General features: G+C 50.6%; 22 protein-coding genes, 1 other RNA gene and 1 pseudogene. 11 read left to right on the top strand and 13 right to left on the bottom strand.

What is annotated here, in order from left to right:
- The 7 genes and pseudogenes from L579_RS11475 to smpB form a co-directional block, all read right to left on the bottom strand.
- Window positions 1–2,379, bottom strand: a complete 2,379-nt coding sequence (locus L579_RS11475; RefSeq protein WP_021184406.1) for a hypothetical protein — start codon at window positions 2,377–2,379, stop codon at window positions 1–3.
- On the bottom strand, window positions 2,379–3,131 hold the full coding sequence (locus L579_RS11470; RefSeq protein ID WP_021184405.1) for an SDR family NAD(P)-dependent oxidoreductase: 753 nt from the start codon (window positions 3,129–3,131) through the stop codon (window positions 2,379–2,381). The genes L579_RS11475 and L579_RS11470 overlap by 1 nt, the downstream gene beginning before the upstream one ends.
- Window positions 3,132–4,424, bottom strand: a complete 1,293-nt coding sequence (locus tag L579_RS11465; protein ID WP_021184404.1) for an FAD-binding oxidoreductase — start codon at window positions 4,422–4,424, stop codon at window positions 3,132–3,134.
- Window positions 4,418–5,851, bottom strand: coding sequence for a UbiA family prenyltransferase (locus tag L579_RS11460; protein WP_021184403.1), 1,434 nt, complete (start codon window positions 5,849–5,851; stop codon window positions 4,418–4,420). The genes L579_RS11465 and L579_RS11460 overlap by 7 nt, the downstream gene beginning before the upstream one ends.
- A 444-nt stretch (window positions 5,852–6,295) precedes the next feature.
- Window positions 6,296–6,505 (bottom strand): annotated as a pseudogene (locus L579_RS24345) (DUF1508 domain-containing protein); the annotation flags it as partial.
- An 81-nt stretch (window positions 6,506–6,586) separates the two neighbouring features.
- Window positions 6,587–6,976: a transfer-messenger RNA gene (gene ssrA / locus L579_RS23310) on the bottom strand.
- A gap of 43 nt (window positions 6,977–7,019) precedes the next feature.
- The gene (gene smpB / locus L579_RS11455; protein ID WP_021184401.1) at window positions 7,020–7,502 is read right to left on the bottom strand and encodes an SsrA-binding protein SmpB; all 483 of its coding nucleotides are present in this window, start codon (window positions 7,500–7,502) and stop codon (window positions 7,020–7,022) included.
- A gap of 159 nt (window positions 7,503–7,661) precedes the next feature.
- Here smpB and L579_RS11450 point away from each other — a divergent pair, with 159 nt between their 5' ends.
- Window positions 7,662–8,096, top strand: coding sequence for a type II toxin-antitoxin system RatA family toxin (locus L579_RS11450; protein ID WP_013510141.1), 435 nt, complete (start codon window positions 7,662–7,664; stop codon window positions 8,094–8,096).
- A complete protein-coding gene (locus L579_RS11445) occupies window positions 8,089–8,379 on the top strand; it encodes an RnfH family protein (RefSeq protein WP_021184400.1) in 291 nt (96 codons plus the stop codon). Before L579_RS11450 ends, L579_RS11445 begins: the two co-directional genes overlap by 8 nt.
- A gap of 52 nt (window positions 8,380–8,431) precedes the next feature.
- On the opposite strand, the gene bamE is transcribed toward L579_RS11445, so the two are convergent.
- The 3 genes from bamE to nadK form a co-directional block, all read right to left on the bottom strand.
- Window positions 8,432–8,779, bottom strand: coding sequence for an outer membrane protein assembly factor BamE (gene bamE / locus L579_RS11440; protein ID WP_021184399.1), 348 nt, complete (start codon window positions 8,777–8,779; stop codon window positions 8,432–8,434).
- 189 nt (window positions 8,780–8,968) lie between these two features.
- Entirely contained in the window at window positions 8,969–10,630 is a 1,662-nt protein-coding gene (gene recN, locus L579_RS11435) for a DNA repair protein RecN (protein ID WP_021184398.1), read from the bottom strand.
- A gap of 85 nt (window positions 10,631–10,715) precedes the next feature.
- Entirely contained in the window at window positions 10,716–11,594 is an 879-nt protein-coding gene (gene nadK / locus L579_RS11430) for an NAD(+) kinase (protein ID WP_021184397.1), read from the bottom strand.
- Window positions 11,595–11,716: 122 nt separating this feature from the next.
- On the opposite strand from nadK, the gene grpE reads away from it, so the two are divergent.
- Window positions 11,717–12,295, top strand: coding sequence for a nucleotide exchange factor GrpE (grpE, locus tag L579_RS11425; RefSeq protein ID WP_036626478.1), 579 nt, complete (start codon window positions 11,717–11,719; stop codon window positions 12,293–12,295).
- Window positions 12,296–12,341: 46 nt separating this feature from the next.
- Here grpE and ung read toward each other — a convergent pair whose 3' ends face one another.
- Window positions 12,342–13,019, bottom strand: coding sequence for a uracil-DNA glycosylase (gene ung, locus L579_RS11420; RefSeq protein WP_021184395.1), 678 nt, complete (start codon window positions 13,017–13,019; stop codon window positions 12,342–12,344).
- Window positions 13,020–13,286: 267 nt separating this feature from the next.
- On the opposite strand from ung, the gene grcA reads away from it, so the two are divergent.
- Window positions 13,287–13,670, top strand: coding sequence for an autonomous glycyl radical cofactor GrcA (grcA, locus tag L579_RS11415; RefSeq protein ID WP_021184394.1), 384 nt, complete (start codon window positions 13,287–13,289; stop codon window positions 13,668–13,670).
- A 207-nt stretch (window positions 13,671–13,877) separates the two neighbouring features.
- Here grcA and srmB read toward each other — a convergent pair whose 3' ends face one another.
- On the bottom strand, window positions 13,878–15,206 hold the full coding sequence (gene srmB / locus L579_RS11410; protein ID WP_021184393.1) for an ATP-dependent RNA helicase SrmB: 1,329 nt from the start codon (window positions 15,204–15,206) through the stop codon (window positions 13,878–13,880).
- A 156-nt stretch (window positions 15,207–15,362) separates the two neighbouring features.
- Here srmB and L579_RS11405 point away from each other — a divergent pair, with 156 nt between their 5' ends.
- On the top strand, window positions 15,363–16,112 hold the full coding sequence (locus L579_RS11405) for a tRNA(1)(Val) (adenine(37)-N(6))-methyltransferase TrmN (protein WP_021184392.1): 750 nt from the start codon (window positions 15,363–15,365) through the stop codon (window positions 16,110–16,112).
- Here L579_RS11405 and nadB read toward each other — a convergent pair.
- Complete coding sequence (gene nadB / locus L579_RS11400) at window positions 16,097–17,716, bottom strand: L-aspartate oxidase (protein ID WP_021184391.1); 1,620 nt, start codon at window positions 17,714–17,716, stop codon at window positions 16,097–16,099. The genes L579_RS11405 and nadB overlap by 16 nt on opposite strands.
- A 444-nt stretch (window positions 17,717–18,160) precedes the next feature.
- On the opposite strand from nadB, the gene rpoE reads away from it, so the two are divergent.
- The 6 genes from rpoE to lepB all read left to right on the top strand — a co-directional run bounded on the left by rpoE (window position 18,161) and on the right by lepB (window position 23,838).
- Window positions 18,161–18,739: an RNA polymerase sigma factor RpoE gene (gene rpoE / locus L579_RS11395; RefSeq protein ID WP_010617748.1), complete on the top strand. Its 579-nt coding sequence runs from the start codon at window positions 18,161–18,163 to the stop codon at window positions 18,737–18,739.
- A gap of 27 nt (window positions 18,740–18,766) precedes the next feature.
- On the top strand, window positions 18,767–19,423 hold the full coding sequence (gene rseA, locus L579_RS11390) for an anti-sigma-E factor RseA (RefSeq protein WP_021184389.1): 657 nt from the start codon (window positions 18,767–18,769) through the stop codon (window positions 19,421–19,423).
- Window positions 19,423–20,379 (top strand): sigma-E factor regulatory protein RseB, encoded by a 957-nt coding sequence (rseB, locus tag L579_RS11385; protein WP_021184388.1) that lies wholly within the window; start codon window positions 19,423–19,425, stop codon window positions 20,377–20,379. The genes rseA and rseB overlap by 1 nt, the downstream gene beginning before the upstream one ends.
- Window positions 20,376–20,840, top strand: a complete 465-nt coding sequence (gene rseC, locus L579_RS11380; protein ID WP_021184387.1) for a SoxR-reducing system protein RseC — start codon at window positions 20,376–20,378, stop codon at window positions 20,838–20,840. The genes rseB and rseC overlap by 4 nt, the downstream gene beginning before the upstream one ends.
- Window positions 20,841–21,057: 217 nt before the next feature.
- Window positions 21,058–22,857 (top strand): translation elongation factor 4, encoded by a 1,800-nt coding sequence (lepA, locus tag L579_RS11375; protein WP_021184386.1) that lies wholly within the window; start codon window positions 21,058–21,060, stop codon window positions 22,855–22,857.
- A 9-nt stretch (window positions 22,858–22,866) separates the two neighbouring features.
- The gene (gene lepB, locus L579_RS11370; RefSeq protein WP_021184385.1) at window positions 22,867–23,838 is read left to right on the top strand and encodes a signal peptidase I; all 972 of its coding nucleotides are present in this window, start codon (window positions 22,867–22,869) and stop codon (window positions 23,836–23,838) included.
- Window positions 23,839–23,922: the final 84 nt, after the last annotated feature.

Below are 23,922 nucleotides of genomic sequence, written 5' to 3'. Positions count from 1 at the left end.
TTACTCCTGAGATATCTTGACCGGGACGTTGAATTGGGGGCACACAAAGAGTTCATTGTCTCTGGCGTATGCAAGTCCCAACTTGTAGTCCCCATTTAATTTTGACACATCTGCTGTCAGCTCGTAACCGGATGAATTTAGCGATGGTTGTTTTAAATATGCACCAACGTCCGGACGTGACTTACGCTGAGCGTTAAACAAGTAACGCTTTCCATCGGCATTAGACAGCATCACGTAAACGTTATCCGGGAGTTTAGCTGGGGTCACGGATGCGACCAGCCACCCTTGAACATTTAATAAAGTTGACGTTTTGATTAAACCAGACGATGGAGAAACAGCATTCACAGAATCGATGCTTCCAGTACATTGCTGAACGAATGTTGTATTTTTAAATGTTTCCGGCTGGGGTTTAGCAAAGCCCAGTATATTAATGTCATCCGGTGAGGAACGATAGTTGAGAGCATAAAATTCGATATTAAATGACCGTTTCCAAAGGAAGGGGAGGTCAGTGGCGGAAATCTCAATCGATTTAACTCTCTTATCTTTGAGGTAATCTGCACTGGCGGAAAGTAATCCAAACTCTGCAGTATTCTCAATCAGAGGAGAAATAATAAAACCAGACTCCGTCATGCCTGAGATTATTCTGTAGCTGCGTGTAACACCATTTTGCATGGTCAGTTTCATCTGAAGCTGACTTGGTTTAAATAATGTATTCAAGATTGTGCCAGCAAAACTTTTACGAATAGTTAACTTCGCAAATATAGGTTTGCGGGAATCAGGCAAACTGATCGTATCACCAAATGAATAAAAACCTCCGCCTATTTTTTCTGAAGGTTCGGATGTCGGATTTGGTGTGTCTCGATGCTTAAGGTAAAGGTAGCCACCTGCAAATGATGTTGGTTGATAATTGGACAGCAAAACAGGCCAACTCGCACCATCCTCCAGTGAAGGCAATCTCTTATCAATGGGCTGGACATTGAAGATGATATTATCTGGTCTGTTCGCTGCGAGAAGATGCATCTTATTTAATTCAGCCAGTTTAGGGGTGTAGACCGAATAACTTTGCAGAATGGGTCGTGGACTCCATGTGTTTCCAGATGCGAGCAGATAGGCTTGATCGAATGAATATATATCAACGGTGCCGTTAAGCTTTGGAATGGCTCCACGTTTTTTGAGCAGATTGACACGTTCTTCAAAGTCTTTTGCCAGCGCTTGAGGTTCCAATATGCGCTGTTTTAACCCATCCCATGTATTGGAGAACGTATTTTTGAAATTATTTTTAACGCTATCGACGGGTTTTTTGATATAGGCAATGTCGATGTAAATCCATGTGATCAGACAGGCTGCTAAAACGACTAATGCGCTACGGGTGGGGATCAGCGTCCCAGCCAATAGGCCTCCAAGGAGAATCATAGAAGCACAAATGAGCGCATGGCCGTCATGCCTGACGAAACCCGCTTTAAAGGCTAAAAAGAGGATGCAAAGAAAAATAAGCGTAACAACCGATTTGTCGTAAAACGTACCTCGTGTTCCATACAGCAGAAGTGCAGCCATGACAGCCGTAGCCACTACATAAAGGACGCACTGAGACAAATCGCCATTGGTTGCCATTGCCTCAGTGTAACCACTAATAATGGGTGACAGGCCGATAAAATAATCAGCCAGCCCGCTTAATGGTTGCCCGGAGAATGCCCAGAAAATTCCGGTTGAGACTAAAAAGGTTGCAACGATAAGGAGCGAAAACTTCCATTGTCCTCTCTTTACCAGCAGAGCAATTGAAAGAACAGATATTGCTACACATGCTACGAGCGTCGAACCTTTAATCAGTGGTAATAAACCAAACGGTGAAAATAAGGCAATGATAAGCGAATATTCACCCAGAACCGCTGTCTTTCTGGTATCAAAAGCCGTTCCCCAACGATAAACCTGAATGCCCACCAGCATGGGATAGAAGAAAAACAGTGCATCACGGCCATATATTAATGCGCTCAAAACAGCCAGGAGTGCAATTTTTAACGGCCATCCGCTTACTTTAAAGTTAAGCCAGGCAGCTACAGCAAAGGCAATAGCGAGGTAGAGCGCTCCCCATACCATCAAATGGTCGGTGGCTGGATGATAACTTTGTGTATAAATTGAAGCATAGGGACCGAATGTGAAAATAATGTCTTTGCCAATAGACATCCCGTGTGCCAGTGCTTCATTCATCCCATAAGACCAGGAGGGATCGAGACCTTCCCACGGCATCCTTGGCGACAGAGGAACAAAAACAGCAATCGATACCAGTAATAGCGCCAATAAAAACAATGTGTCTTTTATAGCATTGTGATTATTCAAGTTAGAGCTCCTTCCTGAAGCCATATTCGCTTTCAATCCTGACATTAAATATCCAGCCTTTTAAATACGAAATGTGGCAAATTGCGAATAACCATCATGATTACTGACCAAATTTTTGGCGTGTATACAACACGTTGCCCGCTTTCAATGCCACGTACAACCTCCGCGGCCACGCGATCAACGGGGGCGAGTTTGGCACCGGATTGTTTGAGATGTGCGGTCATTGGTGTATCGGTTGGTCCTGGTTTAATTAAAACCACCTTTACATTCGTATTTGCAAAGCGGTGTTGTAAACCTTGTACATAGCCTGCAACCAACCCTTTTGCGGCACCGTAGGTATAGTTAGATTTCCTGCCTCTGTCACCCGCAACTGAACCGATAATCGCGAGCGTTCCACTATTGGCCTTTTGCATCTGCATGGCAAACGCCTCGGCAAACAGTACCGGCGAGATACCATTGACATCCAGAGCTTCCCGACACAGGACGAGATCATTCTGACATGCTTCCTGGTCAGGCAGGGAGCCGTGCGCAATAAGTGCCACATCAACATTGCCTGACTGGTAGATGTGATGAATCAGCTCTTGAATTTGGCCCGCATCGAGAAAATCCACCTGAAGGTTGGTAATTACTGCATCCGGGGTACGCACCTTGAGATCTGAAGCAATACGTTCGGCTTTTTCCTGATTCCTGCTGACCAAAACAATCTCTGATGGGTTCTCTTTCGCCCACAGTCGTGCGCATTGTTCAGCAATCGCAGAAGTAGCACCAATGATGGCGATTTTTTTCTTAAGCTTCATTCAACTTCCCATTAGGCGGCGTGATAGGCCAGAGCTGATGCCCGGGTCTCGGTATTGGATAAATTCAGCCAGGCGTGGATAGCCCGCTTCGAACAATTCTTTCGGCATGCGTGCATCTTTGGCGAGATAGATACGGCCTTTCGCTTCACGCACGATGGCATCCAGTCGCTCGAACAGTTTGTGCGTGCGATCTCCATGGTTTGGGAAATCCAACGCCAGTGTGACCCCCGGCTGTGGAAAACTCAGCATACCAAGGGGCTGCCGGTTACCAAAAGTTTTGAGTACTGCGAGGAAGGAACCATCTCCAGAGCGTGCTATCTCTTTCAACATCGCCTGAACTGCATCTTGCCCCACTTCGCGTGGTACTACACTCTGGTACTGATAGAAACCTTTGGGACCGTACATCCGGTTCCAGTGCAGCACATTATCGAGGGGATAGAAAAAGGGCTCGTAATGAGCGATTTCCCTTTTTGCCTGCCACTTTTTGAGGTGGTAGTAGGTCATGTTGAAGGGACGAAGTGTCAGGCGGTTAACCATTGAGACCGGGGGCACGATGGGCATCGTGAGTTTGCCAGCCTTTGGTGCCTTCCGATCCTTTATATCAGCCGGATTTCCGCGCATGAACAAACCACGGCCGCCGCCTTTTGAGATACAGTCGATCCACGAAACGGTATGCTCCCACTGGGCTTCTGACGTGTCCGACAGTCGGAAAAACTCATCAAGGTTGTCAAAGGCAATGGTCTCGGTATCAACCCACGGACCCGCAACGGGACGAAGCTGTATTTCGGCTGAAGCGATCACGCCAGTCAGACCAACGCCACCCACCGTGGCGGAAAACCATTCAGGATGCTGGTCTGGGCCACATTCGATCGTTTCGCCATTGGTCCGGATCAGGGTCAGACTTTTAATGTGATCCCCGAATGAACCCACAACATGATGGTTTTTACCATGTACATCATTGGCGATGGCTCCGCCAACGGTGACCAACTGAGTCCCTGGCGTAACGGGCAGAATCCAGCCACGCGGAATCATCAGCCTCTGAATGTCCTGGAGCAAGACTCCAGCTTCGCATACCAAACGCCCTGTACTTTCATCAAAGGCGATAAAGTGGTCAAGTCCGGTTGTTATCCAGATCTCACCCTGCGGATTTAGGCATACATCGCCATAGCTGCGTCCCATGCCATGAGCCAGACCGGGAGTGGTGAGAGAAGCCTGTATCTGACCACGGTCACTCAATGCCACCACGTTGTGCTCTTCACGAGACAGGCGGCCCCATGAGTTTATCGTTACCATGAAACCCCCACTGTGCCGGCAACCAAAATAGCGGCAAATATAATACCCGCGCTGAGACTGGCACGATCTTTCACTGCAAAGACCAGTGGGTCATCGTGCATTTTGCCTCGATGGGCTTGCATCCACATCCAGCTTACCCAAAACAACATGACAGGTACGGCTCCCCAAATCAGTTCAGGTGCGGCGTACAATTTCAGCACAGCATCGCTGTTCAGATATAGCGCGAGTACCAAAACAGATGAGTAACCAGCCACAATCCCCATAGTCTGAATCAAAGGTGCATCGGCGGTATGATATCCACGGCCATGAATTTTCTCTTTTCCGCTGAGCAGTTGAAGTTCCAATTCTGCATAACGTTTAACGAATGCGAGAGAAAGGAATAGAAATACCGAAAAAGCCAACAGCCAGAATGAGAGATCGTGACCAACAGCCGCCGCACCAGAAACAATTCGCAAGGTATACAGCATTGCCAGAGTGAGGCAATCAACCAACATCAGTCGTTTGAGTAGCCATGAGTAGGCGCAGGTCAGGGCGAAATAGAACAGCAGCCAGAATAAAAAGTGTTTCCCTACTAACCCGGCTATGGCCAGACTGATGATTAGTAGCAGTGGCGCAAGCAATACGCCTATCCAGGCGGGTATCAGGCCTGACGCAAACGGTCGGTTTCGTTTTCGGGGATGCAGGCGGTCGCTGTCAAGATCGAGTAAATCGTTGGCGATATACACTGATGAAGCGCAAAGGCTAAACGCAATGAATGCCAACAGCAGAGAAAGCCATGCCTCTCCATTGCTCACATCATGTGCCGCAAACAATGGTACTAAAAGGAGAAGGTTTTTTAGCCATTGGTGAATTCGTAGCATCCGACGCCATGCGGAAAAGCCGATTTCTCGTTTAGGAAATACGCGTTCAATCGTTGCAATATCCTGGGCCTTTTTCACCAGGTCGTTTGACCCATTAACAACGATGGCTTTATGCGCTTGCGACCATACCGGTAAATCCGTCGAGGAATTTCCAGCGTAATCATAGCCATGTTGTTGGAAGCGTTGCACTAAAGCAGCTGCTTTGTGTTCCCCGGCAATATTCGACACCCCATCGCTGGCAATAACTTCGTCGAAAATACCTAAGTGTTCCGCAATACGGTCTGCAATCGATTTATCAGATGCCGTACACAAAACCAGATATCGGCCCTCTTCACGCTGTTGCTTGAGCCATTCAAGTAACTCTTCGTTGTATGGGAGAGTCTTAGGAGTAAATTCAGCTCGTGAAGCAAGGTGCTGTTTTAGACAAGCCTTACCCTTTAATAGAAGGAATGGAATGCGGAGCGTTTCAAACGGGCTATCCCTAAACACCCTTAATGCAGATTCGTGCAGCATGTCGGAATGGATTAACGTACCATCCAAATCCACTACAAGTGGTTTCCCAATCAAAACAACTCTCCCAGCGATAAATTTTAAGAAGGCGAGTGACCTTATAAACTCTTCATTCTAAAACAATGGGGAGGGGAACGTCATCATTTATGCATGCTTCGATGGCTGAGTTAAATCAATAATCGGTACTCTTTTTTACGTGTTTATTAAGCGGTATTAGAGGTAGACATCACCGTCTCCCCGAAAAAATTAAGCTACAAAAGACCGCTGAGATAAGGTTGTGCGCATTTCGGATTTCATTGCATGAGCGATAGATGGGTCTGAATAAAATTGATGATGTGACTGTCGCATGATGCTGACTTAAATCAAATTTATACCGGGTTGTAGGGTGTACCTATTTATTGTTATCACCACTTACAGCGTTTAAAACGAGGCATCTCAGGGGATAGTCTGTTGATTTAACATATACGCCCGCATAAGGCTGATTTGATGCTGTAACATCAATCACCCGAAATGTATGGGATGGCCTTTCAACTCTGCCTCTCGTAGTAATGTTGTTTTTTCCGGGTAGATGATGATGCCGCAGACAAGTGCAGAGCGTTGCAGTTTTTCAAGAGAGAAGGGAATGCGTTCATCGTTTCCCATTTTGTGCAGCTTGCTTGAGTAAATTTCACTGGTAGCGATGGTCTCACCATTACTGGCCTTCGGGACAAAACAAAAAAGCCCGCAGAGCTTGCGCTTTGCGGGCTTTCAGGACTTCGTCAGATGACTCTGGTAATCACTGACGGAGAATTTTGGTGGAGCTGGCGGGAGTTGAACCCGCGTCCGAAATTACTACGCCGTCGGCACTACATGCTTAGTCCAATCTTTACATTCGCCTGTCAGCTGCGGATGGACACGCCACTAACAAACTAGCCTGATTGGATTTAACGTTTCAACCCCAGGCAGAGCGTCCACGCGATCTCTTTTGGGTTTGACCTCTCTTGATCCCCGTCCTAAGAGCGGAGGCTAGGGAGAGAGGGAATCTTCAGTTTATTAAGCTGATTAAGCTGCGAACGCGAGTTCGCTAGCAGATTCGTTGTAATCGTCGTTTGCGATTATGTTTTTGCGGTTTTTTTACGAGGCCTACCGCACCTCGGCATGCACCTAAGGGTTCACAATCCCGTCGAATCCAGAATCAGCCCCAGGAACTAATGATTATAGCAAAAAATTCCGCTGATTCCATCCCTTAGCGGTTGGAATTTTTCATGATTCGCGCTTTATCCAGCTTCCACTCACGCTCTTTGATGTCATCGCGCTTATCATGTTCTTTCTTACCGCGTGCCACACCAATCTTCAGTTTGGCCCAGGCATTTTTCCAGTAAATCGACAGCGCGACCACGGTATAACCTTCACGATTGACGCGGCCATACAGCGAATCGAGTTCACGCTGCTTCAGCAGCAGTTTGCGGTTGCGGGTTGGGTCGCATACCACATGCGTTGAGGCCACAGCCAGCGGCTGAAAAGTTGCGCCAAACAGATAAGCTTCGCCATCGCGCAGCAAAATGTAGCTGTCGCTGATGTTGGCTTTGCCGGCGCGGAGAGATTTGACTTCCCATCCTTGTAACGACAATCCCGCTTCGAACTCTTCTTCAATGAAGTATTCATGGCGAGCGCGTTTATTGAGGGCAACAGTGGCTGAACCAGGTTTGTGGGCTTTTTTCTTTGTCATAGTGCGGCGTAGTCTACATCACTCAGTCTGTGGACGCATCCCCTGTCCTGCGGGGCGGTAAAAAACGGGTTATTTTAGCACAGCTGGCATACCCGTGAATTTTTGTTTGATAGCCGAAAATGATATTATTTAACGGTTTTGTGATGAACAGGAACCATTATGGCCCAGATTAGTCGTTCCGCGCTGGTCCCCTATAGCGCTGAACAGATGTACCAGCTCGTGAATGATGTGGATTCATATCCGGAATTTCTACCGGGCTGCACCGGCAGTCGGGTGCTGGATAACAGCGGAAACCAGATGACTGCTGCTGTTGATGTCTCCAAAGCAGGCATCAGTAAGACCTTCACGACGCGTAATACCTTAACCAGCAACCAAAGCATTCATATGCAGTTGGTCGATGGTCCCTTTCGTAAGCTGAGCGGCGGATGGCGATTTGTCTCGCTGGGCGATGATGCCTGTAAGGTCGAACTGAGCTTAGATTTTGAATTCACCAATATGTTGGTAGAAATGGCGTTTGGTCGCGTATTTAAAGAGCTGGCCAACAGTATGGTGCAGGCTTTTACCCAGCGCGCCAAAGAGGTTTATCGTGCCTGATATATCGGTTGAGGTGGTTTACGCGCTACCAGAAAAACAGTATCTGCGCACGGTGACGCTGGCAGAAGGGGCAACGGTTGAAGAGGCGATTAAGGCCTCGGGGCTGTTGTCATTGCGCAAAGATATCGATCTGAAAAGCAATAAAGTCGGCGTCTACAGTCGTCCGGTGAAGTTGGATGATCTGTTACAGGATGGTGATCGGGTAGAAATCTATCGTCCATTGATTGCCGATCCTAAAGAGATGCGACGCCAGCGGGCAGAACGAGCTGCTGAAAAGAAATAGCGAAATCGCAGAAGCAAAAAAGGCGCTCAGGCGCCTTTTTTGTTGCAACTCATCAGCCTTCACTACCCGTGAGACGTGGTTTGTTGTCGATGTTGGTCAACACGCCGTTGCTGTCAAATGTCAGCGTCAGAGTTTGCTGTCTTACGCGCTCATGACCCGGCTCTTCACGGAAGATGTAGTACCAGACATTGCTGCCAAAAGGATCGCGCATCATCGGTGTTCCGAGGGTATACGCCACCTGCTGCTGCGTCATGCCAGTGTGGATTTTAGCCACATCGTTGGCGACCAGATAATTCCCCTGATTGATATCCGGGCGGTACACAACACGCTCAAGAGTGGAACATCCGGCGGTCATCATCAACATTACCACTGCCGCGGCAGTCAGCATTTTACAGCGCATCTATACATTCCTTTTCTGGGGCCAAACGCCTTTTCATCAGGCTGTTTTTTTGCCATCAAATTCTGAACTCTGCCTGCGGCAGGCTTTATTACTCTGGCGACATAAGTTGCCGATGATAATAAACCTTTTCGCTATTTGAAACCTCTACAGAGCAAGCATATGACCACCGGGCCGGAAAAAAGTGCGGTATCAGGCTGCTAAAAGTTCTTTCGCGTTTGCCAGCGTGTTGCGTGTAACTTCACTACCGCCCAGCAAACGCGCCAGTTCTTGCAGACGTGCCCGTTTATCCAGCGGCTGCATGTGCGTTTCGGTCATCGCGCCATCAGTCTCTTTACTGACGAAGAAATGTTGGTGGCCGCAACCAGCCACTTGTGGCAGATGCGTTACACACATCACTTGGGTTGATTCACCCAATTGGCGCAACATCTGGCCGACAACCGCAGCGGTAGGGCCGCTAATGCCGACATCCACTTCGTCGAAAATCATCGCCGGGGTTTCCATTTTCTGCGCGGTGATGACCTGAATAGCCAGCGCGATACGTGACAGTTCGCCCCCTGAGGCCACTTTACCCAGCGGTTGCAACGGTTGTCCTGGGTTAGTTGTGACGCGAAAATCGATCCGGCTGGCGCCCTCGGCGGTCAGTTGATCCGGGTTAAACTCCAGAACAATGGCGAATTCACCGTGTGGCATCGCCAGCGTACGCATACTTTGGGTAATTAAATGCGTCAGCTCGCGGGCTGCCCCTTCACGTTGCTGATGCAGCATTTCGGCACTTGCCAGGGCTGCCTGATGATGAGCGCCAACGGCAGCCTGCAACGTTTCCTGATCGCTTTCCTGCTGCGAGAGTTGCTCTGATTCATCCAACAGTTGTTGATAGAGTACAGGCAGCGCTTCGGGTGTAACGTGGTGCTTGCGTGCCAAAGCAATCTGCCGGGACAGGCGTTGTTCCAGTTCGTGCAGGCGATTGGGGTCGAGATCCAGACGATCGCAATAGTGGCGCAGTTCATCACTGGCTTCACTCAATTGAATCGCGGCTTCTTCGAGCAGGTTAAACACACCGCTGACTTTATCATCCAGGCTGACCAACTCGCTCAACATCTGGCGTGCGCTATAAAGCAGGCTTTGCATGTTGGTGTCGTCGCTGTCGGCCAAAATTTGCAAGGCCTGTTGGCTGGTGGAAAGCAACTGCCCGCTGTTAGCCAGACGTTTATATTCTTCATCAATTTGCTCGAACTCGCCGGGCTGAGGCGCAAATTCATTGAGTTCTTTCAACTGGTACTGCAACAGTTCGCGCCGTGCTTCACGTTCCTGTGACAACTGTTGATGTTGAGCCAGGGCGCGGCAACTCTGGTGCCAGTGCTGATAATGGACACGCATCTGAGTCAGCGCATCGTCGTGGGCAGCGTAGGCATCAAGCAGATGCTTTTGGTGCTCGGGTTTGAGCAGCAACTGGTGAGCATGCTGGCCATGAATCTGGATGAGAAGTTGGCCGAGTTCGCGCAGTTGAGAGAGAGGAACCGACGTGCCGTTAATAAAACCACGAGAACGGCCATCGGCACTGATCACACGGCGTAATAAACATTCGTTGCCATCGTCCAGCTGGTTTTCTGCCAGCCAGCGTTGGGCCGAAGGGGAGGCTTTCAGTTGAAAGCGCGCGCAAATATCTGCGCGACTCGCCCCCTGGCGTACCATATCTGCTTCAGCACGGCCACCAAGGCACAGACCAAGTGCATCAATAGCGATAGATTTTCCTGCGCCGGTTTCACCGGTGATCGCCGTCATGCCACGATGAAAATCGATTTCCAGTTCACGAACGATAGCAAAATTACTGATGGTCAGTTGTGCCAGCATACATTCACCTGTATAGAAAAACAGATATGGTTTTTCATACAGTATAAACTGGTTTTTTATCCAGTAAAGTGGTGATGGGTGATTTTCAGAACAATTTTTTTGACCAGCCGAGTTTTGAGCTTAATGTGTTGAAGTAATTATAATTTTTTGGGTGGATTAGATTGAGGTGATTGGCACTGCGCCGAATCAATACGTCCTCCCCTTCCTGAATCGGTAGCGCAATTTGGCTGTCGCAACTGATCTCCAGGTCGCTGCGTAAGGAAGAGAAACGCAGGCGGATGGTGCTACTGCTGTTGATCACTAAAGGACGTGCCGACAAGGTATGTGGAAACATTGGCACCAGGACAATCGCTTCCAGCGAAGGCGTAAGAATCGGGCCGCCAGCGGAGAGCGAATAGGCTGTTGAACCCGTGGGGGTTGAAATGATCAGGCCATCGGAACGTTGTGAAAAGGCAAATACTTCATCGATATAAACTTCAAATTCGATCATATGTGCCACTTTTCCCGGATGCAGCACCACTTCGTTGATGGCACTGCCAATACGCGGGGAGCAATCTTCTTTGCATACCTGCGCCTCCAGTAAAAAACGACTCTCGATGAAATAGTCACCTTCCAGGACATCGTCCAACTGCTGTTGCGCGTTGTCAGGATCAAGGTCGGTCAAAAAACCAAGATTTCCGCGGTTAATGCCAATCACTTTGATGTCATAACGCGCCAGCACGCGTGCAGCGCCAAGCATATTACCATCGCCACCGACAACAACGGCCAGATCGGCGCGTTGGCCAATTTCCGCCAGTGAACCGGTCTGTACATCTTTTAGCGAAAGTTCGCGTGCAATTTGCTGCTCGACAATCACCTCATAGCCTTTTGCTGTCAGCCAGCGCCAGAGCATTTCATGGGTGGTTAACGCAGTAGGATGACGCGGATGGCCAACAATCCCAATGCAGTTAAAGTGTTTATTCATTTGAGCTGGTGTTCCTCATAAGCCAAAACGGCCAGGCAATGTGATGGGTTCCCTTGAAACCGTCAAACTGATCCCCATAATAAGCGAACAGCGAGATGAATGTGCAAAACGCGGAGAAATTCATGAGTAGTAAAGAACAGAACACCCCAAACGAGCAAGTCTCAGACGAAATTCAACAGGATCAACAGCACTTGGACGCAGAGACAGCAACTGAGGTGGATCCGCGTGATGAACGTATCGCGCAACTGGAGGCTGAATTGGCCCAGTCGCAGTCTGGCGTGCGTGATGCGCAACTGCGTGCGCAGGCGGAGATTGAAAATATCCGTCGTCGTACTGAAATGGATGTGGAAAAAGCGCACAAATTTGCGCTGGAAAAATTTGCCAACGAGCTGCTGCCGGTAATTGATAGCCTGGAGCGTGCGCTGGAAGTGGCAGACAAAGAGAATTCTGAGCTGGCATCAATGATTGAAGGCATCGAACTGACGCTGAAATCACTGCTGGGTGCGGTGCGTAAATTTGGTGTCGAAGTGGTAGGTGAAACCAACGTACCCTTCAACCCTGATGTACATCAGGCGATGTCGATGATGGAATCTGAAGAGGTTGCACCGAATCACGTCATGATGGTGATGCAGCGAGGCTACACCCTGAACGGTCGCCTGCTGCGCCCGGCAATGGTTGCTGTGGCAAAAGCGAAAAGCTGATTTCTCGCACAATAGTTAACGGCCGCCTGACGCGGCCGTTTTTGTTTTACGGTAACACTGGTGTCCAGTCGATGGGTGTTTGTCCTGCCTGGCTGAGCAATGCATTGGCTTGTGAAAAATGCTTGCTGCCGAAAAAACCGCGATGCGCGGAGAGTGGCGAGGGATGCGGTGCTTTCAACACATGATGGCGCTGACGATCGATGATGCTTCCTTTCTTCTGCGCATGTGACCCCCACAGAAGAAAAATCACCCCTTCACGATGCTGATTGATAGCGCTAATGACATTGTCGGTAAAGGTCTCCCAACCAAAGCGGGCATGGGAGTGCGCCTGACCCGCCTGCACCGTTAGCACGGTATTTAATAACATCACCCCTTGTTTTGCCCAGCTTTCCAGAAAGCCGTGCTGTGGGCGTATAAAGCCGGGAATATCCTGTTCCAGCTCTTTGTACATGTTCAACAACGAAGGGGGAATGGCGACGCCGGGCAGCACTGAAAAAGCCAGTCCGTGCGCCTGATTAGGGCCGTGGTAAGGATCCTGGCCCAAAATCACGACTTTAACATCACCCAATTCGGTCAGTCGAAAGGCGTTAAAGACATCTTTTTGCGGCGGATAAACAGTGACGCCCGCAGCACGCTCGTTGGCGACCGCTGTCAGCGTCTCAACAAAATAAGGTTTCTGTTTCTCTTCAGCCAGCACATCGTGCCAGGTCAGCTTCTCGCTCATTATTGACTCCCTGCCAAAAAAATTGCGCTTAGCTTAACGCGTCCTGGCAGGGAGCAGAAGGTTAAAAAAATTTGATAATTTACAAAAAAAATTTAAATGAGAAAATTATTTCAAATCAATTTATTAGGTGTCGAGGCCGAGAATCTGGCTGGATGAAATTGATGCAGGTCAAAACGGCTGGATTGTTGCAGTGCTATACCTGAGCATCACAAAATTTCGATAACCACGCTGTTCGCCTGCGGCAGCGCCAGGCTCAGGAGGCCATCTATGATTACCGGTATTCAAATTACTAAAACCAATAACCCGCAACTGCTGAACTCTTTCTGGTTGCTGGATGATGAAAAATCCGAAGCGCGCTGCCTGTGTGCTAAAGGTGATTTTTCAGAAGATCAGGTTGTTGCTATCAGCGATTTGGGTGAAATCGCTTACCGCGAAATTCCGCTGGAGCAAAAACCGGTGGTGCGTATTGAAGGTGGTCAGCATCTGAACGTTAACGTCCTGCGCCGTGAAACTCTGGAAGATGCCGTGAAACATCCGGAGAATTACCCGCAGCTGACCATTCGCGTATCAGGCTATGCGGTGCGTTTTAATGCCCTGACACCAGAACAACAACGTGATGTGATCACCCGTACTTTCACCGAAAGCCTGTAATTCGGCTTTTTGTACCACTGACGAAAAGACACACAGTAATAAAGGCCGTGCTGGTGCATACCGGTGCGGCCTTTTCATTTTGGTCAGCGAGTCAGATGGCTTACTTCATCGAGCCTGAGTAAAGAAGTAGAGTGAAGTGTCTGTTTTGGGCAGTCAAAAATAAAAAAACCGCCTCAAATGAGGCGGCATTTTCGTCAGGGTGCTGATTTATTCCGCACTCTGTCCCGATGTCCCGGAGCCGCTCGGTTTGCGGCGTTTACCGATATTTTTAGTATCGCGGTGACGTTTCTTCACACGCGGTTTTTCGGCTTCTTTCTCTTTCTGCTCCTGACGCTTCGCAAGCACTTTTTTCGACGGTTTACCGGTGACTTTTGCGCTTGGTGCACGCGATTCTGGGCGCAGCTCATCGATGGTACGAGGTTTCAACGGCTCATTAATATAGCGGCTGATCTTACCCAGCAACACATGGTCATGCGCTTCAACCAGTGACAGCGCGGTTCCTTTGCGTCCGGCGCGTGCGGTGCGTCCGATACGGTGCAGATAGGTATCCGCAGTGCGCGGCATGTCGTAGTTGAAGACATGGCTGACGTCTTCGATATCAATGCCGCGTGCAGCAACGTCGGTCGCTACCAGCACGTTAACGCGACCATCATTCAGACGCTTCAGCGCTTCGTTACGCTTAGCCTGCACCATTTCGCCTTCGAGATAGCTACAGCGAATGCCAGCTTCATGCAGCCAGGTCACCAGTTCATGCAGGCGTTCACGCTTACGTACAAACACAATCGAGCGCGTCACTTCCGGCTGCTTCAGCAGGTGCACCAGCAATTTGGTTTTATGCTCAACATCGTCGGCACGGTAATACCATTGCTGAATTTTCTTACGCTCACGCTGGCTGGGATCGGCATCTACCGATACCGGATCGTTCAGCAGACGCTCGGCAAAATCTTTAATGCTGTCGCCTTCCAGCGTGGCGGAGAACAGCATCGTCTGTTTACGCCAGCGGGTTTCACCCGCGATAGTTTCAATATCCTGGGCAAAGCCCATGTCCAGCATGCGATCAGCTTCATCCAGGATCAGGGTTTCTACTGCACGGCAATCAAAGTTCTCTTCTTTGATGTATTGCAGCAGACGACCAGTGGTCGCGACTACGATGTCCTGATTTTCGCTGAATACCTCAGCGTGGTTCATATAGGCAACGCCGCCGGTGATGGTGGCGATATCCAGATGCGTGTGTTTCGCTAACTCACGCGCGTGGTCGGCAACCTGCATCGCCAGTTCACGCGTGGGCGTTAAAATTAAAATGCGCGGCGGGCCTGATTTTTTACGTGGAAAATCGATCAGGTGCTGCATAGCCGGCAGCAGATAGGCTGCGGTTTTCCCCGTTCCGGTCGGTGCTGAACCCAGTACGTCACGGCCCTCCAGAGCGGCAGGGATGGCCTCAGCCTGGATGGCTGTTGGGCGCGTGAAGCCTTTTTCCTGCAGGGCATCCAGCAGGCTTTCGTCGAGTTCGAGTTCGGAGAATGTGGTTACGGTCATGGTCTACCTCAGTTTGGGGCGCTGATTATAGACAGAACAAACATAATCTTCATCTGTTTGTGTGCCAACTCGCCATGCCAGGAGATGTTTTCCCTGCTCTGTCACGTTACACTGAAGCTCTGCCATTGGGCAGGATTTGTTGAGTGGTTGCAGAGAATGACAGAAACGACGCCGCATCCGCGGCCTCAGTTACAAAAAAATGGTTTTACGTTTAAGCGATTTTTTATTGCCCACGATCGCTGTGCAATGAAAGTTGGCACCGACGGTATTTTGTTAGGCGCATGGGCACCGGTGGCGGGTGTGCGACGCGTGCTGGATATTGGTAGCGGTAGCGGCCTGATAGCCTTAATGATTGCTCAGCGAACGCCGGATGACGTGCAGATAGATGCGGTTGAGCTGGATGCTGATGCGGCCCAGCAGGCGCAGGAGAATGTGCAGGCCTCACCCTGGCCATCGCGGGTAACAATCCATCAGGCAGATATCGTGCAATGGGCCGATGCTTGTGAACAACGCTATTCCCTGATCGTCAGCAACCCACCTTATTTTGCTCCCGGTGTGGCCTGTGCCACGCCGCAGCGTGCGACCGCGCGTTCGACCGACACCCTGGATCATCATACTTTGTTGCGCTGTGCCGCCCAGTTAATAGAAGAAGAAGGCTTCTTTTGCGTAGTGCTGCCAGAATCACTGGGCCAAAGTATGATTGAACAGGCGCAGCAAGATGGCTGGCATCTGCGTTTTCGTTATGACGTTGCCGAGTATGCTCAGCGCCCGCCTCATCGTGTGCTATTGGGCTTTTCCCCCTGCATGGGAGAACAACTGATAGAGCGGTTGGCGATACGCGATGAAAACACCCAATACTCGGAAGACTGGTGCAGCCTGACGCGTGATTTCTACCTGTTCATGTAGTGGGGTGGAGCCAGTACCGTCGGAACCGCATTCGGCAGCAAATCCGGATAGTCCGGCGTATAGTGCAGACCTCGACTCTCTTTACGTTCCAGCGCACATCGCACCATCAATTCAGCAACCTGCACCAGATTACGTAACTCCAGCAGGTTGTTGGACAGGCGAAAATTCGCGTAGTACTCGTCTATCTCCTGTTGGAGTAAGTTGATACGACGTAATGCGCGCTCCAGCCGTTTGGTGGTGCGCACAATGCCCATGTAATCCCACATAAACAGCCGCAACTCGTGCCAGTTATGTTGAATCACCACGCGCTCATCGGCGTCATCCACGCGGCTTTCATCCCAGGCAGGCAGGTGATTAACCTGTTCTATACCGGGTAGCCGACGGATCACATCTTCGGCGGCTGACCAGCCATAGACCAGGCATTCCAGCAACGAATTCGAAGCCATGCGATTGGCACCATGCAGGCCGGTATAGCTCACCTCACCAATCGCATACAGGCCATCGACATCAGTACGCCCCTGCTGATCAACCATCACTCCGCCGCAGGTATAGTGAGCCGCCGGAACGATCGGGATCGGCTCTTTGGTCAAATCGAGGCCGAAAGTCAGCAATTTTTCATAGATCATCGGGAAATGCGCGCGAATGAAACTGGCCGGCTGATGGCTGATGTCGAGATACATACAGTCCACGCCAAGACGTTTCATCTCATGGTCAATGGCTCGCGCTACGATATCGCGCGGTGCCAGTTCGGCACGGGGATCAAAGTCAGGCATAAAGCGCGTGCCATCCGGGCGCAGTAGCCATGCCCCTTCGCCTCGTAATGCTTCAGTTAACAGGAAATTTTGAGCCTGTGGATGGAACAGACAGGTGGGGTGGAATTGATTGAATTCCAGATTCGCTACCCGACAACCCGCACGCCAGGCCATAGCAATGCCATCGCCGGATGCGACATCCGGGTTGGTGGTGTATTGATACACTTTGGCGGCCCCGCCGGTTGCGAGGATCACCGCGCGCGCCCGGCAGGTTTCAACCTGCTCACGGTTACGGTTCCAGATCCAGGCCCCGACAACCCGACGTGGTCCGGGTACGCCGATTTTATCGGAAAGAATCAGGTCAACAGCATTGGTACGTTCAAGAATGCGGATGTTGGGATGACTGAGGGCCTGGCTAACCAGCGTGGTTTCCACCGCGCGACCGGTGGCGTCAGCGCTGTGCAAAATGCGCCGATGGCTGTGGCCTCCTTCGCGAGTCAGGTGGTAGCGAGCTTCACCATCAGCTTGCGGTTCTTTGTCGAACGCCACGCCATTATCAATCAACCATTGCACGCAGTCGCGTGCGTTACTGGCGATAAAATTGACGGTAGCACGATCGCATAACCCCGCTCCGGCAATCAGCGTATCCTCCACATGCGATTCAATGCTGTCGGTTTCATCGAACACCGCTGCGATGCCGCCTTGTGCGTAGAGCGTTGAACCTTCATTCACCTGCGCTTTACTCAGGACCGTAACCTGATAATGCGGCGCCAGGCGCAGCGCCAGTGACAGGCCAGCAGCGCCGCTGCCGACGATAAGTACGTCGCACTGATAATCGGATTGGGAAGTCATGATGTTTAATTTACTAAACAAAAGGTGTTCAGAGCATAAGCCCGGATGCCAACTCTGTGAAGTATTTTAAACAGGTTTTGTCGAGGAATTCGGCGTTTCCCGGCGATAATTGCGCGATTTCAGTAAGTTATGTCTGAAAATAACCTTTACGTGTTTTTTATACCAAACTTACTGAAAATTCAGGTAATAAAGATGAAAATCGTGGCGTCATAGGTTACTCTGCCAGCGATTATCGGTGCCGGATATGAGGCTGCCAGCGCGGCAAATCGCTACACTGAAAGACAATCAACAACAACAGCGTCTGGGTTCCGATACGGAAAATTTTCAGGTCGTGGTGAACTTCATGCCAGAATATGACTCTAAGCGCATGCTTGCTCAGAACAATGAGATGTGCTGGCAGTTCATTTACGCATAAAAAAAGAGTTTGGGGAGACATTACCTCGGATGAGCGAGCAGTTAACGGATCAGGTTCTCGTTGAACGGGTTCAGAAGGGAGATCAAAAGTCATTTAACTTACTGGTGATTCGATACCAGCATAAAGTGGCGAGCCTGGTTTCACGTTATGTCCCATCGGGCGATGTGCCGGATGTGGTACAGGAGTCTTTTATCAAAGCGTATCGCGCACTGGAATCATTCCGTGGCGACAGCGCGTTTTACACATGGCTGTACCGTATTGCGGTGAACACAGCAAAAAATTATCTGGTGGCTCAGGGGCGCCGTCCGCCGTCGAGTGATGTTGACGCAATTGATGCGGAAAACTTCGAAAGTGCGGGTGCATTAAAAGAAATTTCGAACCCTGAGAACTTAATGTTGTCTGACGAACTGAAACAAATTGTTTTTCGTACCATTGAGGCGCTTCCTGAGGATCTTCGTATGGCAATCACCCTCAGAGAACTGGATGGGTTAAGCTACGAAGAGATTGCCGCCATCATGGATTGCCCGGTCGGTACAGTACGTTCTCGTATCTTCCGTGCGCGAGAGGCTATTGATAACAAAGTTCAACCGCTTATCCAACGTCAGTGATAACGGCTACTGGAAGGGTACCAAAGCATGCAGAAAGAAAAACTTTCCGCTTTAATGGATGGTGAAACTTTAGATAACGAGCTACTGGCGTCGTTATCAAGGGATGTGAATCTGCAAAAAAGCTGGGAAAGCTACCATCTAATCCGCGACACCCTGCGGGGCGATGTGGGTGAAGTGCTGCATTTTGATATCTCCGCGCGCGTGGCGGCAGCCATCGAAAATGAACCGGTGCGTAAAGTGACTTCGCTGATTCCGGAAGCACAACCCGAACCGGTGCGCTGGAAGAAAATGCCGTTCTGGCGTAAGTCCGGTTCCTGGACTGCGCAACTGGCGCAGGTTGGCGTAGCAGCCTGTGTATCGTTGGCGGTGATTGTCGGTGTTCAGCACTACAATCAGCCTGCGGGTAGCAACGCAACCGAATCGTCTGATTCGCCAGTGTTTAATACGCTGCCGATGATGGGCAAGGCTTCACCGGTTAGTCTGGGTGTGCCGTCTGATGCGTTTGATACCAACAGTTCAAACCAGCAGGTGCAGGAACAGCGTCGTCGTATCAACGCGATGCTGCAAGATTATGAGCTGCAACGTCGTCTGCATGCCGATCAGGTTCAGTTTGAGAAAAACGATCCGCAACAGGCGCAAGCGAATGTTCCCGGTAATCAGTCGTTAGGAATTCAGCAGCAGTAATGAAGCAGCTTTGGTGTGCCGTTAGCCTGCTGGCAGGCAGCCTGCTTTATACATCTACCGCCCCGGCGCAGACTTCTGCGTCCGGGGCGTTGTTACAGCAGATGGAGCAAGCAAGCCAGTCCCTCAATTATGAATTCGCTTACATCAATGTCTCCCGGCTTGGCATTGAGTCCTTGCGTTATCGCCATGCGGTTATCGACAATCGTATCTTTGCTCAATTGTTGCAGATGGACGGGCCACGTCGTGAGGTGATTCAGCGTGGTAACGATATCAGCTACTTTGAACCCGGCCTTGATCCGTTCTCCTTGCCCGGCAACCATATTGTGGATGCCCTGCCACCGTTGATGTTTGCCGACTTCTCACGCCTGAGCGATGCCTACGATTTCATTCCCGTTGGTCGGTCACGCATCGCTGATCAGTTGTGTGAGGTGGTGCGCATCGTCTCACGCGACGGTTCGCGCTACAGCTATGTGGTGTGGCTGGATGTTGATACCAAGCTGCCGTTACGCATTGACCTGCTGGATCGTGATGGTGAAACGCTGGAACAGTTCCGGGTTATCAGTTTTGCCGTTGATGAAGGTGTGCGCAATCTGATGCAGGGGCTGGAGAAAGCAAATCTGCCGCCAACATTATCATTACCGGCGGGCGATAAAGTGCAGCTCAACTGGCAGCCAACATGGCTTCCGGCAGGGATGACCCTCATCTCTCAGAGTCGCCGAGATATCCCGGCGCTGAATAAAACCGTTGAATCCCGTCTCTACAGCGATGGCCTGTTTAGTTTTGCGATTAACATTACTCCCGCAGATAAAAACAGCGTGGCGCAGACATTGCGCACTGGGCGTCGTACGGTGCAGACTGAAGTGCGCAATAATAACGAGATTACCGTGGTGGGTGAGATTCCACCGACCACAGCAAAACGTATTGCGGACAGCATTGATTCGGGATCAGCAAAATGATGAGAGAATGGGCCACTGTGGTGGCGTGGAAAGAGGGTATCGCGACGCTACATACCGAAGCGAAAACCTCCTGCAACAGTTGCTCGGCGCGTAAAGGTTGCGGCAGCCATATGCTGAATAAGCTGGGGCCGAAAAATGCGCATGTGATGGAGATCGCCAGCCCCGAACCGTTGCAGCCAGGTCAGCGTATCGAATTGGGGATTCGCGAAAGCAGTTTGTTAGGCTCAGCACTGCTGGTTTATATGACGCCGCTGTTTGGCCTGTTTTTGGTCGCAGGTCTGTTTCAGATGCTGTTCCATAGCGATCTGGCTTCCGCCTGTGGCGCGCTGTTGGGTGGAGTGGGTGGCTTTATTGTGGCAAAAGGCGTTTCATCGGTGTTTGGTGAGCGTGAGGCTTTTCAGCCGGTAATCCTCAATATTGCTTTGCCTCCTGATGCCATGCGGGTTGAAACTGAAGTTTGATACTTGCCGGGCCGCGTCGAACGCGGCCTTTTTCACGGCGTTTAGCCGCTGAAATCTGTTGCGATTCCCCGCAGTTCCATTCTTTAACGCAAGGCGTTAACAGTGTAATATGCGTCGTCATTAATGAGGCTGACAGGTTTCCAGGTAAAACTCCATTTCCTGAATATGTCTGTGCTCAAGTATTCAACTGATATTCTACGTGAAGATGTTCATATAAATGAAGCACATACGAAATTTCTCCATCATCGCTCATATCGACCACGGCAAATCGACGCTGTCAGACCGTTTGATTCAAATTTGTGGTGGCCTGAGCGATCGTGAGATGGCGGCGCAGGTTCTGGATTCAATGGATCTGGAGCGTGAACGCGGCATTACCATTAAGGCGCAGAGTGTAACGCTCGATTACAAAGCGCTGAACGGTGAAACTTACCAGCTCAATTTTATCGATACTCCCGGACACGTTGACTTCTCTTATGAAGTATCCCGCTCTCTGGCGGCCTGTGAAGGGGCGTTACTGGTGGTCGATGCAGGCCAGGGCGTAGAAGCACAGACGCTGGCGAACTGCTATACCGCCATGGAAATGGATCTGGAAGTGGTACCGGTATTGAACAAGATCGACCTGCCTGCGGCCGACCCGGAGCGCGTGGCGGAAGAGATTGAAGATATCGTCGGTATTGATGCGACTGACGCCGTACGCTGTTCAGCGAAGACCGGCGTGGGTGTTCCGGATGTGCTGGAACGCCTGGTGCGCGATATTCCGCCGCCGGAAGGCGATCCAGAAGGCCCATTGCAGGCGCTGATTATCGACTCATGGTTCGATAACTATCTTGGCGTTGTGTCACTGATTCGTATTAAGAACGGCACCCTGCGTAAAGGCGATAAAGTTAAAGTGATCAGCACCGGTCAGGTGTATAACGCCGATCGTCTGGGGATTTTCACCCCGAAACAGGTTGATCGTACCGAGCTGAAATGTGGCGAGGTAGGTTGGCTGGTTTGTGCAATCAAAGACATCCTCGGCGCACCGGTGGGCGATACCCTGACGCTGCAACGTAACCCGGCGGATAAAGCGCTGCCAGGCTTTAAAAAAGTGAAGCCGCAGGTCTATGCCGGTCTGTTCCCGGTCAGCTCTGATGATTATGAAGCTTTCCGCGATGCGCTGGGCAAACTGAGCCTGAACGATGCGTCACTGTTCTATGAGCCAGAAAGCTCCACGGCGTTGGGCTTTGGCTTCCGCTGTGGCTTCCTTGGCCTGCTGCATATGGAGATCATCCAGGAACGCCTGGAGCGTGAATACGATCTCGATCTGATCACCACCGCACCGACCGTGGTGTATGAAGTGGAAACCACAGATGGCGAAGTGGTGTATGTTGACAGCCCGTCTAAGCTGCCGCCGCTGAATAATATTGAAGAACTGCGTGAACCGATCGCCGAGTGTCATATGCTGCTGCCGCAGGAGTTCCTCGGCAACGTCATTACGCTCTGTATCGAGAAACGTGGTGTTCAGACAAATATGGTTTACCACGGTAACCAGGTTGCGCTGACTTACGAAATCCCGATGGCGGAAGTGGTTCTCGACTTCTTTGACCGTCTGAAATCAACGTCGCGCGGCTATGCTTCACTGGATTATAACTTCAAACGTTTCCAGGCCTCTGACATGGTGCGTGTCGACGTGCTGATCAACTCAGAACGTGTCGATGCGCTGGCGCTGATTACTCACCGTGATAACTCGCAATATCGTGGCCGTGAGCTGGTGGAAAAGATGAAAGATCTGATCCCACGCCAGCAGTTCGATATCGCGATTCAGGCAGCAATCGGCAACCACATTATCGCTCGCTCAACAGTCAAGCAGCTGCGTAAAAACGTTCTGGCGAAATGCTATGGCGGTGACGTTAGCCGTAAGAAAAAACTGTTGCAGAAGCAGAAGGAAGGTAAGAAGCGAATGAAGCAGGTCGGTAACGTTGAACTGCCGCAGGAAGCATTCCTTGCCATTCTGCATGTCGGTAAAGACAGCAAATAAGGAACCTCAATGGCTAATATGTTCGCCCTGATTCTGGCGATCGCGACGCTGGTAACGGGTGTTATCTGGTGTATTGATCGTTTTAAGTGGGCACCGGCGCGTCGTGCGAAGCAGGTTGCCGCACAGGCGCAGGCAGGTAATACGCTGGACAGCAAAACGCTGGCGAAAGTCTCTCCGCAACCCGGTTGGGTGGAAACCGCAGCGTCGGTTTTCCCGGTGCTGGCAGTGGTATTTATCGTTCGGTCATTCGTTTATGAGCCATTCCAGATCCCGTCTGGCTCGATGATGCCGACGCTGCTGATCGGTGACTTTATCCTGGTGGAGAAATTTGCCTACGGCCTGAAAGATCCGATCACCCAAACGACGCTGATCCCGACCGGTCATCCACAGCGCGGCGACATCGCGGTATTCAAATACCCGAAGGATCCGAGCATGGATTACATCAAACGGGTAATTGGTCTGCCGGGCGACAAAGTGGTTTACGATCCGTACAGCAAAACCCTGACGGTGAATCCGGGTTGTGGCAACGGAAAATGTGACACTGCGCTGCCAATCACCTATACCAATATCGAGCCAAGCAGCTTTATTCAGACCTTCAGCGGTTTTGATGGCAACGAAACCGGTAATGGTTTTTTCCAGGTACCGCAGGGCGAAACGATGCGCGGCGGCTTACGTCTTGGTACACGTAAAGAGACGTTGGGCAGCGTAACCCACGATATCCTGTTGGTTAACGAAGCACAGAGTCAGGCGAGCATGTATTACCAGCAGCCGGGCCAGCCTCAGTCGACCTGGATTGTGCCGCAGGGGCAATATTTCATGATGGGCGATAACCGTGATAACAGCGCCGACAGCCGCTACTGGGGCTTTGTACCCGAGCGCAACCTGGTCGGTAAAGCGGTCGCTATCTGGATGAGCTTTGAGAAACAAGAAGGACAGTGGCCTACCGGCGTGCGCTTAAGTCGCATTGGCGGTATTCACTGATAAACGGTTGGCTCCCTGCGGGGAGCCACTGCACACGAAACGGAACGTGTTGGAACCTCAGCCCTGTTTCGTATGCAGAGTGAC

It is taken from the genome of Pantoea sp. AS-PWVM4 (assembly GCF_000468095.1).
Classification (GTDB): domain Bacteria; phylum Pseudomonadota; class Gammaproteobacteria; order Enterobacterales; family Enterobacteriaceae; genus Pantoea; species Pantoea phytobeneficialis.
This window is presented reverse-complemented; position numbering and strand designations above follow the sequence as displayed.

What these genes read in the sequence shown, in the direction of transcription:
- L579_RS11475 (WP_021184406.1), bottom strand. Translation starts at nt 2,379, where the DNA reads ATGTCAGGATTGAAAGCGAATATGGCTTCAGGAAGGAGCTCTAACTTG.
- L579_RS11470 (WP_021184405.1), bottom strand. Translation starts at nt 3,131, where the DNA reads ATGAAGCTTAAGAAAAAAATCGCCATCATTGGTGCTACTTCTGCGATT.
- L579_RS11465 (WP_021184404.1), bottom strand. Translation starts at nt 4,424, where the DNA reads ATGGTAACGATAAACTCATGGGGCCGCCTGTCTCGTGAAGAGCACAAC.
- smpB (WP_021184401.1), bottom strand. Translation starts at nt 7,502, where the DNA reads ATGACAAAGAAAAAAGCCCACAAACCTGGTTCAGCCACTGTTGCCCTC.
- L579_RS11450 (WP_013510141.1), top strand. Translation starts at nt 7,662, where the DNA reads ATGGCCCAGATTAGTCGTTCCGCGCTGGTCCCCTATAGCGCTGAACAG.
- bamE (WP_021184399.1), bottom strand. Translation starts at nt 8,779, where the DNA reads ATGCGCTGTAAAATGCTGACTGCCGCGGCAGTGGTAATGTTGATGATG.
- recN (WP_021184398.1), bottom strand. Translation starts at nt 10,630, where the DNA reads ATGCTGGCACAACTGACCATCAGTAATTTTGCTATCGTTCGTGAACTG.
- nadK (WP_021184397.1), bottom strand. Translation starts at nt 11,594, where the DNA reads ATGAATAAACACTTTAACTGCATTGGGATTGTTGGCCATCCGCGTCAT.
- grpE (WP_036626478.1), top strand. Translation starts at nt 11,717, where the DNA reads ATGAGTAGTAAAGAACAGAACACCCCAAACGAGCAAGTCTCAGACGAA.
- ung (WP_021184395.1), bottom strand. Translation starts at nt 13,019, where the DNA reads ATGAGCGAGAAGCTGACCTGGCACGATGTGCTGGCTGAAGAGAAACAG.
- grcA (WP_021184394.1), top strand. Translation starts at nt 13,287, where the DNA reads ATGATTACCGGTATTCAAATTACTAAAACCAATAACCCGCAACTGCTG.
- srmB (WP_021184393.1), bottom strand. Translation starts at nt 15,206, where the DNA reads ATGACCGTAACCACATTCTCCGAACTCGAACTCGACGAAAGCCTGCTG.
- L579_RS11405 (WP_021184392.1), top strand. Translation starts at nt 15,363, where the DNA reads ATGACAGAAACGACGCCGCATCCGCGGCCTCAGTTACAAAAAAATGGT.
- nadB (WP_021184391.1), bottom strand. Translation starts at nt 17,716, where the DNA reads ATGACTTCCCAATCCGATTATCAGTGCGACGTACTTATCGTCGGCAGC.
- rpoE (WP_010617748.1), top strand. Translation starts at nt 18,161, where the DNA reads ATGAGCGAGCAGTTAACGGATCAGGTTCTCGTTGAACGGGTTCAGAAG.
- rseA (WP_021184389.1), top strand. Translation starts at nt 18,767, where the DNA reads ATGCAGAAAGAAAAACTTTCCGCTTTAATGGATGGTGAAACTTTAGAT.
- rseB (WP_021184388.1), top strand. Translation starts at nt 19,423, where the DNA reads ATGAAGCAGCTTTGGTGTGCCGTTAGCCTGCTGGCAGGCAGCCTGCTT.
- rseC (WP_021184387.1), top strand. Translation starts at nt 20,376, where the DNA reads ATGATGAGAGAATGGGCCACTGTGGTGGCGTGGAAAGAGGGTATCGCG.
- lepA (WP_021184386.1), top strand. Translation starts at nt 21,058, where the DNA reads ATGAAGCACATACGAAATTTCTCCATCATCGCTCATATCGACCACGGC.
- lepB (WP_021184385.1), top strand. Translation starts at nt 22,867, where the DNA reads ATGGCTAATATGTTCGCCCTGATTCTGGCGATCGCGACGCTGGTAACG.